At 27.0% G+C, this 15,107-nt stretch carries 18 protein-coding genes, 1 pseudogene and 2 other annotated features; all 19 genes and pseudogenes read left to right on the top strand.

The window, feature by feature from the left end; all coding sequences use genetic code 4:
• Positions 1-264 precede the first annotated feature (264 nt).
• Complete coding sequence (locus MPUT_RS03840) at positions 265-672, top strand: hypothetical protein (protein WP_231992247.1); 408 nt, start codon at positions 265-267, stop codon at positions 670-672.
• Positions 673-775: 103 nt separating this feature from the next.
• Positions 776-1,267, top strand: coding sequence for a PTS sugar transporter subunit IIBC family protein (locus tag MPUT_RS03835; RefSeq protein WP_238523144.1), 492 nt, complete (start codon positions 776-778; stop codon positions 1,265-1,267).
• Between the two features lie 442 nt (positions 1,268-1,709).
• On the top strand, positions 1,710-2,000 hold the full coding sequence (locus tag MPUT_RS02480; RefSeq protein ID WP_049773893.1) for a PTS sugar transporter subunit IIA: 291 nt from the start codon (positions 1,710-1,712) through the stop codon (positions 1,998-2,000).
• 148 nt (positions 2,001-2,148) lie between these two features.
• Positions 2,149-2,547: pseudogene (locus MPUT_RS03960) on the top strand (NAD(P)-binding domain-containing protein); the annotation flags it as partial.
• Positions 2,548-2,772 carry a hypothetical protein gene (locus MPUT_RS03955; RefSeq protein ID WP_408632072.1) on the top strand — a complete coding sequence of 75 codons (225 nt, stop codon included), beginning with the start codon at positions 2,548-2,550 and terminating at the stop codon, positions 2,770-2,772.
• A gap of 372 nt (positions 2,773-3,144) precedes the next feature.
• Positions 3,145-4,032: a 16S rRNA (cytidine(1402)-2'-O)-methyltransferase gene (gene rsmI / locus MPUT_RS02470; RefSeq protein WP_014035221.1), complete on the top strand. Its 888-nt coding sequence runs from the start codon at positions 3,145-3,147 to the stop codon at positions 4,030-4,032.
• A gap of 29 nt (positions 4,033-4,061) precedes the next feature.
• Positions 4,062-4,505, top strand: coding sequence for a hypothetical protein (locus MPUT_RS02465; protein WP_014035220.1), 444 nt, complete (start codon positions 4,062-4,064; stop codon positions 4,503-4,505).
• Positions 4,506-4,567: 62 nt separating this feature from the next.
• Positions 4,568-4,643, top strand: a sequence feature (ribosomal protein L21 leader region).
• 6 nt (positions 4,644-4,649) lie between these two features.
• Positions 4,650-4,952: a 50S ribosomal protein L21 gene (gene rplU, locus MPUT_RS02460; RefSeq protein WP_014035219.1), complete on the top strand. Its 303-nt coding sequence runs from the start codon at positions 4,650-4,652 to the stop codon at positions 4,950-4,952.
• A gap of 5 nt (positions 4,953-4,957) precedes the next feature.
• A complete protein-coding gene (locus MPUT_RS02455; RefSeq protein ID WP_014035218.1) occupies positions 4,958-5,272 on the top strand; it encodes a ribosomal-processing cysteine protease Prp in 315 nt (104 codons plus the stop codon).
• A gap of 1 nt (position 5,273) precedes the next feature.
• Complete coding sequence (rpmA, locus tag MPUT_RS02450) at positions 5,274-5,564, top strand: 50S ribosomal protein L27 (protein ID WP_014035217.1); 291 nt, start codon at positions 5,274-5,276, stop codon at positions 5,562-5,564.
• A 159-nt stretch (positions 5,565-5,723) separates the two neighbouring features.
• A complete protein-coding gene (locus MPUT_RS02445; protein ID WP_014035216.1) occupies positions 5,724-6,746 on the top strand; it encodes an alpha/beta hydrolase in 1,023 nt (340 codons plus the stop codon).
• Positions 6,732-6,955: a binding site (T-box leader), on the top strand. Its footprint overlaps the gene before it by 15 nt.
• A 35-nt stretch (positions 6,956-6,990) precedes the next feature.
• Positions 6,991-9,723, top strand: coding sequence for an isoleucine--tRNA ligase (gene ileS / locus MPUT_RS02440; RefSeq protein ID WP_014035215.1), 2,733 nt, complete (start codon positions 6,991-6,993; stop codon positions 9,721-9,723).
• 9 nt (positions 9,724-9,732) lie between these two features.
• A complete protein-coding gene (locus MPUT_RS02435) occupies positions 9,733-10,317 on the top strand; it encodes a signal peptidase II (RefSeq protein WP_014035214.1) in 585 nt (194 codons plus the stop codon).
• Positions 10,317-11,243, top strand: a complete 927-nt coding sequence (locus MPUT_RS02430; protein WP_014035213.1) for an RluA family pseudouridine synthase — start codon at positions 10,317-10,319, stop codon at positions 11,241-11,243. Before MPUT_RS02435 ends, MPUT_RS02430 begins: the two co-directional genes overlap by 1 nt.
• A complete protein-coding gene (locus MPUT_RS02425) occupies positions 11,236-12,570 on the top strand; it encodes a hypothetical protein (protein ID WP_014035212.1) in 1,335 nt (444 codons plus the stop codon). Before MPUT_RS02430 ends, MPUT_RS02425 begins: the two co-directional genes overlap by 8 nt.
• A gap of 5 nt (positions 12,571-12,575) precedes the next feature.
• Complete coding sequence (locus MPUT_RS02420; RefSeq protein ID WP_014035211.1) at positions 12,576-13,055, top strand: deoxycytidylate deaminase; 480 nt, start codon at positions 12,576-12,578, stop codon at positions 13,053-13,055.
• 125 nt (positions 13,056-13,180) lie between these two features.
• Positions 13,181-13,519 carry a holo-ACP synthase gene (locus tag MPUT_RS02415; RefSeq protein WP_015587380.1) on the top strand — a complete coding sequence of 113 codons (339 nt, stop codon included), beginning with the start codon at positions 13,181-13,183 and terminating at the stop codon, positions 13,517-13,519.
• Positions 13,512-14,000, top strand: a complete 489-nt coding sequence (locus MPUT_RS02410; RefSeq protein ID WP_014035209.1) for a dihydrofolate reductase — start codon at positions 13,512-13,514, stop codon at positions 13,998-14,000. Before MPUT_RS02415 ends, MPUT_RS02410 begins: the two co-directional genes overlap by 8 nt.
• Positions 14,000-15,019 carry a lysophospholipid acyltransferase family protein gene (locus tag MPUT_RS02405; protein ID WP_014035208.1) on the top strand — a complete coding sequence of 340 codons (1,020 nt, stop codon included), beginning with the start codon at positions 14,000-14,002 and terminating at the stop codon, positions 15,017-15,019. The genes MPUT_RS02410 and MPUT_RS02405 overlap by 1 nt, the downstream gene beginning before the upstream one ends.
• Positions 15,020-15,107: the final 88 nt, after the last annotated feature.

Genomic DNA, 15,107 nt, shown 5'->3' with positions numbered 1-15,107 from the left:
TTCACAAACAAGATATGATTTTAAAAGTTAAAGTTTTTTAAAATACAACTAAGTATTAATAGATTTTCACTATATTACTAAACATCTTCAATATTTATTTAAATTAAACCAATCAGAATCAAAAATCCCATTTGACAAAATAAATTTTGAATAGAAAAAAACTATGAGTAAAACCAAGGAGTTTAAAATAAAATCAGATATAGATAAATCACTTATTGATCAAGCTAAAAACTCAAAAAACATATTTAAAATGCTGGTAGTTTTATGGCCGAAATGGCTATGACTGCTGTAAGTATTTTGATTGCATGAGGACTAATTACTACTATGTTTTTAGGAAAATATAATGATAAAAATGAATTAGTTGCAACAGGATGATTCAACAGTGAAGCATTTTCTCAAATTGTTGCTTCTACTATGAAATATTTAATTCCTGTGTTGGTTGCTTATACTGTAGGAAATATGGTTTATAAAACTAGCGGTAGGATGTTAGCATCATTTCTAGTTATTTGTGCAATTATAGGAAATAATTATTTATATAAAACATTGATGGTTGACTGAAAGTTTGTAAATAGAACTGTTAAACAAGTAGGAGCTCCTAACCAAATAGTTGTAGCTATGATCATTTTTCCGTTGTTTGTTTATTTAACTAAAAAACAGAACTATTATACATAAATGTTAATTAGAAACTTTTCACTTGTAGGGTTTGCAATTATATTTGATTTGTCATTTTTTTGAATTTGATCATTTGTTATGTATACAATCAGTTGAGCAATGATTGAAATCATTAATCTATTTACAAAATTACCATGATTATTTCCTTTTTATGTTAATATTTACTGAACCTTTAAGATCAGTGTTTTTAAATAATGCTTTAAATTGAGGTGTGATTATACCTTTAGGTTTACAAGAAATACAAAAAGTAAGCTTTAGTGGATTTTTCATGGTTGGTATAAATCCTCGCCATGGTTTTGGGTTGTTAATTGCTTATGTTGTTTGAATAAAACAACAAAGAGATGCTGCATCAGAAGCAAGCCTTATTCAATTAATTGATGGAATTCACGAAGTTTATTATGTTTACATTTTAAGTGAACTAGTGATGATTTTATCAACAATCGCAGGAGCATTTACTAGCTTATCAATTGTTAAACTACTAAGTAGTGAAGTAGCGACTGCTATTTCTCCAGGTAGTTTAATATCAGTTATTTTAGTAGCTAGTTCTGAATATCAAGTTGCAACTAATGTTTTAGCTTTTTTAGTGGTGCGATAGTTTCATTATAATAGCTTCAATAATTATGAAATTTAAGAAAAAGCATCATAATCTCTCAGTATTACAAGTTTAAGTAAACGATCAAGGAATTAGTTTAAAAACAAATAATGAACAACAAAACTACAACTAATTAAATAATTTTTATTAAACTAAGGCAAAAAAATGTGATTGCGTGTGATGCTGGTATAGGAAGTAGTGCAATGGCTGCAGGTATTTTAAAAAATGAGCAAGACAACATAATATTGATATAGAAGTTTTAAACTGAGCAGTTAAAGAATTAGACAAATTAGCTGATATTGTAGTTACTATGTATAATTTTGCCGAAATTGCTAAAGAAAAATCTGAACATGCTTATATTTATAGGGTTGATAAATTTTTAGGTGATAAAGTTTTTGATGGTCTAAAAATCAATTGTTAGTACATAAAAAGAAAGAAAGGATACATGATTAAAGATAATAAAAATATATTTTTAGTTTATCAATTTCATAGCAAAGCTCAAGCAATAGAATTTGTTGCTAGTAAGATGATTGAGCTAGGTTATGTTAAGAAAAATTACGTTAAATCTATGATCAAAAGAGATAAAATATCTAGTATTGCGATTGGTAATTATCTAGCAATTTCACATGCAGATGTCAATGGTTTTAATGAAATTAAAAACTTTGGGATTATAGTTGTTAAATTAAAAAATAATTTATTTGAGATGATAAACCAGTGACTTGAATCGTTGGTTTAGCTCTAACTAGTGATAGTCAACTTAATGAACTGTAAAACCTAGCTATTACTTTTAGCCAAAAAAGTGAAGTTGAAAAATTAAGTCAAAATTTAAATATAGTTGAGCAAATTTTTGAATTTTTCACTAGCTTAGAAAGTGAGAAAAACTAATGAGTATATGATTAATAGGTTTTGGTAGAATGAGTTCTAATTTAATAAGAATCATTAAATCAAAAGGTTATGATGTTATTGGTTATGGTCAAAATCAGACAATTTATCAAAAATTAAATAATAAAAATATTAAAATAACAACAACTATTTTGCAATTAATTAATAATTTAGAAAAATCAAGAACAATTATTTTATTAGTTCCTAGTGGCTAAGCCACTCAAAGATGTTTTGATCAAGTTTTTAAAATATTTAGATTAAAATGACACAATCATTGATTTTGGAAATTCTTTTTATCAAGATTTGATAAACAGATATCAAATTGCCAAGCAAAAAATATTAATTTTATTGACTGTGGAATTAGTGGCAGAGTTAGCGGAGCAAGAAATGGTGTTTTTTTAATGGTTTGTGGAGAAAAACATGTTTTAAAACCACTAGAAAAATTTTTAAAATCACTAGCAGTTGAAAATGATTATTTACACACAGAAAAAACAGGAAGTGGACATTTTTGTAAAATGATTCATAACGAAATTGAGTATGGTATGATGCAAGCTATTGCTGAAGGTTATGAATTATTAGAACATTCTGAGTTTAATTATGATCTAGAAAAAGTTAGTTTAATGTAAAACAATGGAAGTGTTGTTCGTTCATGGTTAATAGAGTTAATGATTGATGTGTTTAAAAATGATTTCAAGCTTGATTTATTAACTAGAAAAATGGATATGAATAGTGAAGGATTGTGAACTATTCAAGAAGCTTTAAAAACAAGGGATTTTAGCTTCAAGTATCGGTTTAGCAGTAATGATACGACAAAAAAGCAAGTTTTCTGATACTTTTTGAGGTAAAGTAGTTTCATCACTAAGAAATAGCTTTGGTGGTCATGCTGTTGTTAAACAAAAAAGTAATAATTAATTTTAATTAGAAGTGTTATTTAAATAGCACTTTTTATTTTTAGATAATAGCAAGTTAAAATTAGATCAAGCATTTAAGGAGAAATCATGATTATTCAAAAGACATTTAAAAATCATAAGCCGACAATTTATTTAATAACTACTCCCATTGGTAATTTAGACGATATTAATAAAAGAAGTTTAGAAACACTACAAACTGTCGATCTGATATTTTGTGAAGACACTAGAATTAGCAAAATTTTACTAGACAAATATAAGATTTCAAACACTTTAATATCACTTCATATGCACAATGAACAACAAAGAATCACTCAAATTATTAACTTAGTTAATCAAAATAAAAACATAGCTATTATCAGTGATGCTGGAGTTCCAATTATAAGTGATCCAGCAGGATACTTAATTAACCAGTTAAGAGAGTTAGAAATTGAATGTAACATCACAGCAATTGGAGCAGGTTCAGCTTATATTCATGCTTTAATTTGTAGTGGATTTAATAGTAAGACTAATTATTTTTATGGTTTTATTGAAAACAAAAACCAGCTAACAAAAACAAAAGAATTGACTAACTTAATTAATAAATATTCAAGCGATACAGTTATTAGTTTTTATGAATCAGTGCACAGAATTAAACAAACTATCTTCTCTCTAAATGAAATTTTACCAATCAATCACAAAATCGTTTTAGCAAGAGAACTTACCAAAATTAATGAAGAGATAATTTATGGAACTATTAGTGAAATTAACCAGTACCTTGATTCTGAACAATTTATTAATAAAGGCGAGTTTGTAATTGTAATTGATAAGTTAAATCAACAAAAATATCCAGATCTAAGTGATGATCAAATTATTGAAATGATTGATCAAGAAGTTAATCTAAACCATCTGAAATTAAAAAAAGCTTGTGAAACTATTAGTTTAAAAACTAATAAATCAAAAAATCACCTATATCATTTGTACATTTCTAAAAAATAATCCTAATACATTATTAGGAGGATAAAAATATGAAAGAAATTCAAATCAATCAAACAAAAGAGATTGTTGGAGGAACTGTTTCAGCTTTACCAAGTGGAGCATCTTTAAATGGTATTTCAAGTATTATTGGTAGTTATTTTAGCGGAGTGACTGGTTTGTTTGGATCAATTATTGGTTCTGGACTAGCTCTAGTTCAAATGGCTAGCAATCCAGTTAAAGCAGAATATAAAATCGGCAATGTTTCAATTAAAACTGATAATACCAAAAAATATGACCATCAAATAAATATGCAGAAACTAGAAGTTGAACAACAAAGACTAATTGCTAAAGAAAGTGAAGTCAAAATTCCTATTTTAGAACTTGGTTCTTCAAAAAATCTACAAAAATTTCAAACAGATGATATTAGTGTTTTAGATAATTTTGAAATCGATGCTATTTCAGATGTTTTGTTTGATGATCAAGGTATTTTTTAATCTTTTTTAGCTGTGTATTAATATTGAATTTGAAAAAATATGTAGTATTATTTAAATGTTGAAAAAAGTTTCAACCGCTCTTTTGTATGTTCTAAAGAAGTTTTAAACTCACATACACAGGCGAGTCTAGACTGGAGGAAAAAAATGTTTGCAATCATTAAAACTGGTGGAAAACAAATTAAAGTTGAACCAGGACAAGAAATCTTTGTTGAAAAAATCAAAGGTGACGTGGATGCAAAAGTGGTATTTGATCAAGTACTAATGATCGATGGAAAAGTTGGTAATCCATTAATTAGTGGGGCTAAAGTTTTAGCGACTATCATAAAACAAGGAAAAGCCAAAAAGATTCGTGTTGTTAGATATCATCCAAAGAAAAATGTTAATAAAATTTATGGTCACAGACAACCTTTTACAAAAGTAAAAATTGATGAAATTACCACTAAATAATTAATATGGTAAAAATAATAATCAAATATAAAGGTGATAAAATTGAACAATTTGATGTAAGTGGACATGCTAATGCTGGAAGTTATGGACATGATTTAGTATGTGCTGCAATTAGTGGAATTGTTAGTGGTGCATTGAATGCGCTTGACATTAATTATCACAAAAAGGTGAGCTTAAAAGTTTTAGATAATCAAATTCTTATCATAGCTAAGGATTTGAATGATAGTTATCTACAAACTATGTTAAATATGTTAAAAATACAACTACATACAATAACAATGCAATATCCTAAAAATACACAGTTTAAGGAGATAAATTAATATGCGTTTCTTATTAGGTTTACAGTTCTTTGCTTCTAAAAAAGGAGTAGGTTCAACTAAAAATGGACGTGACTCAGAATCAAAACGTTTGGGTGCTAAAAAATCTGATGGGCAGTTTACTAATGCGGGGTCAATCATTTTTAGACAAAGAGGAACAAAAATCCACCCAGGAATTAATGTAGGACGTGGTGGAGATGATACTTTATTTGCTTTAGCAGCAGGAATTGTTAAATACGAAAGATTTGGAAAAAACCGTACTAAGGTAAGTGTTATTGCTAAAGAAACTAACTAATTTTAATAGACAAAGTTCTCTTAATTGAGAGCTTTTTATTTTTAAAGACCTCTATTAATTTAAGATATTTTTTTAATTTTAAAAACTATTTATAATTAGAATTAGAATAAATCAATACATCTTATAAGAGTCTTAAGATAATTTAAATGGAGTGAAATTATGGCTGGTCAATACTCAAACATTGCTAGAGCAATGATTGTAATGTGAAATTCTAAGTTTTCAAAAATAATTTATAAACGACAAGATGGATTTTCAATTAATCTCAACCCAATCAAACTATTTTCATGACTTAACCCAATTAACAGAAACTCAAATAAAAGACTAAGAATTAATGAGTACAAAACTCCAGATATCAGCTTTTTTACTTCGTCTTGTAATGGTTTAAAAATTGCTGGTAGTATTTGACTAAATCATAACAAAACAGATAAATGAATTATTGGTGCTCATGGATATAATTCAAATAGGATTGAAGTTTTATACTTATTGTGACATTATCGTCAACTTGGTTATAACATTATAACTTTTGATTTTAGAAATCATGGTGCAAGTGATGGTGAGCTAACAACTTGAGGTTATCAAGAAAAACAGGACTTAAAAGCTATTATTAATTGGTTGATTGAAAAATATAAAGTTGCAACATTAGGTTTAGTTGGAGCAAGCATGGGTGCTTTTACAATTAATTATTTTTTACTTACTGAACTAGAGTTAATTAAAAAAGCGAATATTAAATGAGCTGTATCTGATTCAAGCTATATGTCAGCAAAACATTTACTTAGAAAAATGGTAAATGACAATAGCCCAAAATTTTTACATGGAATTGGAAATGAGGTTTTAAATGATATTTTAATGATTTATAAAGATGAATATAAAGTTGATTTATCAGAATTAAATTTCACGACTTTAATAGAACCATCAAAACAATACATTCCTGTTTTATACTTCCACAATAGATATGACAAAGTTACTAATTATTTAGATAGTTTTAAAATGTGTCGAATTAAAAATAGTGTTGAGAATTCTGATAAAAATCAAGTTAAAATTTATGATGATGGTATTCATCATACCAAGTCGATTATCGAGTATGAAGATGACTATATTTCAAGAAGTTTAAATTTTGTTCGAAGAAATGAAAATGCTAGTAAAAATAACCAAAATGGTATAAAATCAATAAAAATAGATTAAAAGACAAGTTTTATGAAATCACTTTTTTCAGAGAGCTAATAGTTGGTGTGAATTAGCAAAAGCTTTTATAAAATATCACTTTTTCTTATCGAAAAAGAAAAGCCTTGGCTTAGTAGAATTTCGCGGTGGAACCGTTACAACCAACAAAGATGGATTGTAGATATTTATAATCTAAACTAGGATGGTACCGCGGTAAAATCGCTCCTTAAAAGAGCGATTTTTATTTTATGAAAGGAGTTAAATTATGACAAATAAATATAAAGATACATTATTAATTGGTCAAACTTCATTTGATATGAGAGCAGGTTTAAAGGATAAAGAACCAATTTTTGAACAATTTTGACAAGCAAATAAAATTTATGACCAAAAAATGAAATTAAATCAGCATAAGCCAAAATTTGTATTACATGACGGTCCGCCTTATGCTAATGGCGATTTACATATTGGTCATGCTTTAAATAAAACTTTAAAAGATATCATTATTAGATTTAAAAATTCTGCGGGATATTATGCTCCATTTATTATGGGATGAGATACTCATGGACTACCTATTGAAACGGCAGTTACCAAAACTGGTGTTGATCGTAAAGCTATTGATGCTGTAACATTTAGAAAGTTATGCGAAAAATATGCTTTAAATCAAGTTGAAAACCAAGCCAATCAATTTCAACGTCTAGGAATGTTTACTGATTATGATGTTAAATATGTGACATTAACACATGATTATGAAATGAGTGAGTTAAGACTATTTGAAAAAATGTATCAAAAGGGCTTAATTTATAAAGCTCTAAAACCAATTTACTGATCGCCATCAAGCGAATCTGCATTGGCTGATTCTGAAATTGAATATAAAGATGTGAAGTCTCCGTCAGTTTATGTGTCTTGTGATATTGTTAATTCAACTAAATTCGATAATAATACAAAGTTAGTTATTTGAACCACAACACCTTGAACTTTACCATCAAACCAATTAATAGCAGTGGGAGCTGAAATTAAATATAGTCTTGTTAAACCAAAAAATACTCAACAAAAATTTATCATCGCAAGTGATTTAATAGCTAGTGTTAGTCAAGAAATTGGATGAGAAGAGCTTGAAATTTTCTCACAATTGAGTGCAAGTGATTTGATTGGTACTGAATATGTTCATCCATTATATGACAAAGTCATTAACAAAGTTGTTCTAGGTCATCACATAACAAGTGAATCAGGAACTGGTATGGTTCATATTGCTGGTGGATTTGGTGAAGATGATTATTTAATTGTTAAACAACATAAATTAGAGCCATTTGCCCCAATTGATAATCAAGGTAAATTTTCAAATGAAATTAGTAATTTAGATCCTGAACTTGTTGGAGTTTTTTATGACGATGCTAATAAGATTATTACAACTAGACTTGCAAATAAAAATAATTTATTAAAATTAAAGTTTCTAACGCACTCATATCCTCATGACTGAAGAACTAAAAAACCAGTTATTTATCGCTGTACATTACAATGATTTGTTAACCTAGAACCGGTCAAAGATGAAATTTTAAAAAATGTTAATAAAATTGAAACTCATCCTAAATGAGCCAAAAAACGTTTATATCAAGTTTTAGAAGAAAGAACTGATTGAACTATTTCAAGACAAAGATTATGAGGAGTGCCAATTATTGGGTTTTATGATCAAGCTAATAACTTAGTTTTAAATAATAAAATTTTAGCTTATGCTCTTGAGCAAATAGATAAATTAGGAACTAATGCATGGTTTAAAGAACCGGCTGATCTTTTCTTACCTGAAGAATATCAAAATAAGAATCTGAAAAAAGAACAAGATATTTTAGATGTTTGGTTTGACTCTGGATCAAGTGCTATTGCTTTGATTGAACGTTTTAAAGATCTAGATCTACCTTTTGATGTTTATTTAGAAGGAAATGATCAATATCGTGGATGATTCAATGCTTCAATGATTAACTCAACAATTTATACGTCAAAATCTCCGTATCAAAAACTAATTTCACATGGTATGACAACTGATGAAAAAGGAAATAAAATGTCTAAATCATTAGGAAATGGAGTTGATCCAATTCAATTTTCAAATGAATTAGGAGCTGATATTTTAAGATTATGAGTTTGTTCAACAGATTTTACTGATGATCAAAAAATTGGACCTGAAATTATTAAACAAATTAGTGAATCATATCGAAAAATTAGAAATACGATTAGATTTATTTTAGCTAATTTATCAGATTTTGATCCAAACAAAGACTATCAAGAAAATCTAAGCCAAGTTGATCAGTACAGTCTAGCAAATTTAACACAATTTAAAGACAAAGTTTTAAATTATTATGAGAACTTACAATTCAATCAAATCTATAATTTAACAATGAATTATGTTACTAAAAACTTATCATCATTTTATCTAGATTTTATTAAAGATATTTTATACATTCATAAATTTGATTCAACTAGAAGAAGACAAGTTCAAACAGTTTTATATGAGCAATTATGAGCTCTAATTGATGTCTTAAGACCAATTTTAGTTCATACTATAGAAGAAGTTTATAGTTGTTTAAATATTTCAAATAAAGCACAATCAGTTCACTTATTAGATCTTAGAACACAAAAATTTGATCAGGATTCTGAATTTAATTTAAGATGAGAAAAGATTATGAACTTAAGAGATGATGTTAATAAGGCTTTAGAAATTGCAAGAGAAGCTAAGATTATCAACAAGGGATTTGAAGCAGTTGTCACTATTAAATTAAATGACCAATTTAAAGAATTGAGTCAATACAAAGAGTTAGCTCAAATTTTTATTGTAAATTCTATTATTTTTGTTGAACAAAGCAACCAGGACTTTATTAAATGTAATTTAGCTGACATTAAAGTTGAACAAAAGCAAGGTATTAAATGCCAAAGATGTTGACAAATATTTGATGAGTTATTCAATGATGAGATTTGTTGAGAGTGTAACAAAGTTGTTGAGAGTTTATAGGTGATTAGTATGTGATTAAAAGAAAAATGATTAGATTTAAAAGTTAAGATTAAAAATCACAACTTTCAATGAAAGTTTAAATTAATTGTTTGCCTGCCAATTTTGGTTTTTTTAGTTGCATCAGATTGAATAACTAAAGCAATTGTTGTTAATAATTTTAATTTAGGTGATCATAAAGTCTTAATAAATAATTTTTTACACTTAAGATACACAATCAATTTAGGAATGGCTTATGGTGGATTACAAAACAGTAAAACATTAGTAATTGTTTTAGCAAGTATTGTCACTTTATTTATGATCATCTTATTTATCTTTTTAAATGCTAAGAGATGACTTATTCCATTAACATTTATCCTATCAGGAAGTATTGCTAATTTACTAGCAAGATCCTGAGCACCAGTTAATCAAGATGGCATTGGTGGTGGAGTTGTTGATTTTCTTGTTTGAGGATTTACTCTTTTTAGATCTGATCAGTACATTTTTAATCTAGCAGATCTATGAGTTAATTGTGGAATTGCAATTGGAATAGTAGTAGTGATAATTGAGTTAATTATCTTTTTAAGAACTAAATTTAAAAGGAAAGAAGCTAATTAATGAAACAAATAGTTTTAACTTCAGACAAACCAAACTCTAGATTAGATAAATTATTAGTTGAACTTTTAAAAGATCAGAACTTGTCAAGATCTTATATTCAAAAATTAATCAAAGAAAAAAATGTTATAGTTGATGATCAAATAGTTGATGCAAACAATTTTATAGTTAAAACAAATTCTAAAATTATTATTAATATTGCTGATGCTCAAGTAACTGATATTATTGCTCAAAAAATTGATCTAGATATTGTTTATCAAGATGATGATCTTTTAGTAATTAATAAACAAAACAATATTGTTGTTCACCCTGGTGCTGGTAATTTTGATAAAACAATTGTTAATGCTTTATTAGGAAATAACATTAAACTTTCTTCAATTAATGGGACATTAAGACCAGGAATTGTACATCGAATTGATAAACAAACCACTGGCTTACTAATTGTTGCTAAAACTGATCTAGCTCATAAAAGACTAACTGAAATGTTAGCAAATCACCAAATTTATAAAGAGTATTATGCTTTAGTATGAGGAGTGATTGCTGAAAATAAAGCAGTTATTAATGCTCCTATTGGTCGAGATCAGTACGATCGCAAAAAAATGGCAGTAACTAGTAAAAATTCTAAGATTGCAAAAACTAATTTTGAAGTTATTGAACGTTTTAAAAATGCTACATTAGTTAAGTGTGATATCGAAACTGGAAGAACACATCAAATCAGAGTACATTTTAATTTTATTAAACATCCAATTTTAAATGATCCTGTTTATGGTCGTTTAAGTGAAAGTCAAACTGCATTTGGTCAGTATCTTCATGCATCTAAGTTAAAGTTTCAACACCCTATCACAAACCAAACAATTGAATTAATTGCCGATTTACCAAAAGAATTTAATGATAAAATTAAAGAATTAAGAGGTGATATGAGTGAGTAAAGACTTTTTAAAAGATAAAAAGCTATTAGAAGATTTTTTTATAAGTAACTATAATACTAAATTATTAAAATCAAAAGTAAATTCTAGTGTTTCTTATCTGTATAGTTCAGCAAATCAATATCAAGTAATTGTAATTAATTTTGATCAAACAATTTCAATGGATAAAGAACTAGAATATGTTGTTAAAAAGATGCAAAAATCACTTGATAAACCTGTTCAAGTTTTTATGATCATTATTGATAAAGACGGCAATAATGATCTTATTGAAAAACCAAATACTAAAATTTTATATTCAACAATTCAAAACTTAAAAGATAACTTAGAACCATTTTTTGACAAAACCAACTTATTAAATTTTGATGTTGAAAATGATACTGTCCAACAAAAAGATCAGTCAAAAACTCAAGAAGCTAGTCTTGAAGAAAATCTAAAAACTCTTAATAAATTTCTTGATAGTTTTAAAAATAATAAAATCACCTTTTCATGAATTATTTTAATTCTGCTTATTATAATTCCAATCGTATTACAAATAGCAAGTTATTTTATTTTTAAAGAAGAATTTAGAACTAGAGAAATTGATACAAAAGCAGTTCCATTAATTTTTGGAGCAACTAATTGAGAACTAACAATTTTAGGTGGACAATGATGAAGAATTTTTAGCTATGGTCTTGCTCCAATGCAACCATCAAATTCATTATTTTTTGACATATTAACAACTCTGATAGTTGGAACAATCTTTTTTAACATCACTAAAATGGCTGAAATTGGTTTTGCAAATCTTTTAAAACTTAGTTTTACTTCAATTATTAGTTATTTAATTTTAGGACTTTTTGCAAGCTCAGTTTTACCTACAACTTATACAGGTGGAATGTTAAGCACAGTTGGAATTTTTTTAGGGATGTTATTAATGGATGCATCAGGTCAACAAACTCCAGTTGCTAAATTTAGTCAAGCTAAAGCTTGAACTTATATAATTATGATTATTGCTTTAAGCTTCTTTTTAGGACTTGGATTTAATGGTTTATTAATTACTGGAATTGGAATGGTATTATCAAGTGCAATCATTGGACTATTAAAAACACCTGTCAAAAAATGATCATGAATGGAAATAATTTTAGTTTTACTAATCATTGCAATTGTAGTTACTAGTTTAGTATTCTTATTTCTACCTATTTTAATACCAGCTGTTGATACCAACATTTTAGCAACTCTATCTTTATACTTTAAAAAGAAAGTATTTAGTTTAGAAAAAATTAATCAAATTACCAGACAAATTGGGTGACAAGGAAGTTTTAATGGTGCTGGTAATTGAATAAATGCATTTTAAATATTATGGAAAAACGTCAAAACTATTTAACATGAAAACAATATTTTATGTTAATTGCTAAAGCTAGTGCTATGAGAAGTAAAGATCCATCAACTCAAGTAGGAGCAATTGTAGTTAATAAGTTAAATCAAATTATGTCTACTGGTTATAATGGCTTTCCAAGAGGGGTTAGTGATGATCAGTTTCCTTGAGACAGACAAGGAAAGGATTGAATTGATTTGAAATATGCTTATGTTGCTCATGCAGAAGTTAATGCGATTGTTAGCGCTAGAACTAATCTAACTGATTGTGATCTTTATGTCAGTTTATTTCCGTGTAATGAATGTACTAAAATCATTATTCAATCTGGGATTAAAAAAGTTTATTATGCTCAAGACAAATATCACAACAGCAAAGAATATGTTGCTGCAAGAAGAATGCTTGATGCAGCAAAAATCGAATATGAGCAATTAGCAGATGTTGATCTAAAAGTTAAAATCAGATAAAAATCAGAGTTTTTATGCTCTGATTTTAATTTTTTAAGATAATTAAATAGAAGTAAAATATTAACTTTTAACAGATAATAAAATTTTAAAAGCAATTAGTAATTGTTTTATTTTACATTGTCTGTATGAAACGTGGTGAAATAATGAAAGTTGGAATTGATATTGTCGAAAATAAACGAATTAAACTTAAAGAAAGCCTTATTTTTAAAATATTATCTGAAAGTGAGTTAGCAATTTTTAATTCTAAAAATAGACAAGAAAAAAGAGAATTTTTATCAGGTCGATGAGCTGTTAAAGAAGCAATTATTAAAACTTTAGATACTCCAGTAAGTATGTCAAAAATTGAAATTAGTTATATTGATTCTAAACCAATTATTTTAAATGCCGAACTGCAAAATATTGCTATTTCAATCTCTCATGAAAAAAAATTCTCAGTAGGATTAGCAATTAGAACTAATGATTAAATTAATTTGAGCTCAAACTAAAACTGGAGTTATTGGTAAAAATAATCAATTAGCCTGATCAATAGATCAAGAGCTTCAACACTTTAGAAAAGCAACTTGAAATAAAGATATCATTATGGGTAGAAAAAGGTTTGCATCATTAAATTTTCAGCCCTTAAAGAATCGTTTTAATTACATATTAACATCAGATCCAGAAAAATATCAGGTATATCAAAATAGATATGACAATTTAATTTTTATTAATGATGTGAAACCGATAATAGCTAAATACGCAAATAACCCCGACAATGAATTGTTTGTAATTGGTGGTAAAATTATTTATGAAATATTTTTAGATTCAGCAGATCAAATCATTAGATCAATCATTAAAAAAGACTATCAAGGCGATATTTATATCTCTGAACTTGATTTAAATAAATTTCAAAAGATCTCAGAAGAGGATTTTGATGAATTTTACATAGAAAGATGAGTTAGAAAATAATGCAAAAAAATAAACCAACTAATAAACAACTAAAAACAACAACAGTTAATGACAATACTGAAACAGTAGCTTTAAATCGATCAGAAAAATTGACTGATCAGCAGCTAAACCAATCACTAGAAACTACAGTTTCAAAGCCTAAAGATTATTTACACTTAAATAAGTTAAAGATGCTTTACATGTGATTGCCTTTATTAAATATTAAGTTAAAAGCAGCTAGAATTGTTAGAAAAAATAGAAAATATCCTGATACTTATTCTGAAGAGTATCGTTATAATTGAGTTAAAAAAGCAGTTAATAAACTGTTATACGTTTTAGATGTTGATATTAAAGTGGAAGGTATTGAAAATTGACTTGATAAAGGTGTGGTTTTAGCAGCTAATCATCAATCAAATCTTGATCCAGTTGTTTTACTTGCTATTAATGATTTTTCTAAACAACAGCCTGTAGCATTTATTGCAAAACAAGAACTATGAACCGATAAAGTGTTTAAGAATTTTGTAAGATTAATTGATTGCATTCCGTTAGATAGAAAAAGTCCAAGAAGTGCTCATGAAGCATTCAAAGAGGCAAGAGAACTAATTGTTGATTATAAAAGATCTTTAGTGATTTTTCCAGAAGGAACAAGAAGTAAGTCTCAACAAATGAATCAATTTCATGCAGCTTCATTAAAAGTAGCTCAAATGTCACATTCTCCAATTATTCCTGTTTCAATTATTAACTCATATCAAGTTTTTGCTCCAACTAGATCAAAGAGAGTTGAAGTTAAAGTTGTTTTTGGTAAACCTATTTTACCTTCAAAACATATCTCTCAAAAAACAGAAGATCTAACAAAATTTGTTCAAAAGATTGTTCAAGCTAATATTGATAAATGAGAACATCAAGAAATGAAATACGAGTTAAAAAAATTAACCAAAAAAGATATCAAACAACTAAAAGAAGAAGAATTAGCAAAACAAAGAAAAACAAAAAATAATAAAAAGAAAACAATTAAAGACCTTTTTAAAATAATTGATTAATTATTGTAATTAATTATTTAAGTTTTGTTTTACAGTTTTTGTTTTATATTAAGATTATTTATAAAATTTAGGATTTTTAAGGAGAGTT

The organism is Mycoplasma putrefaciens KS1 (assembly GCF_000224105.1).
GTDB lineage: Bacteria > Bacillota_I > Bacilli_A > Mycoplasmatales > Mycoplasmataceae > Mycoplasma > Mycoplasma putrefaciens.
Note: the sequence above shows the minus strand (reverse complement) of the source record. Positions and strands in the feature narration are given on the sequence as shown.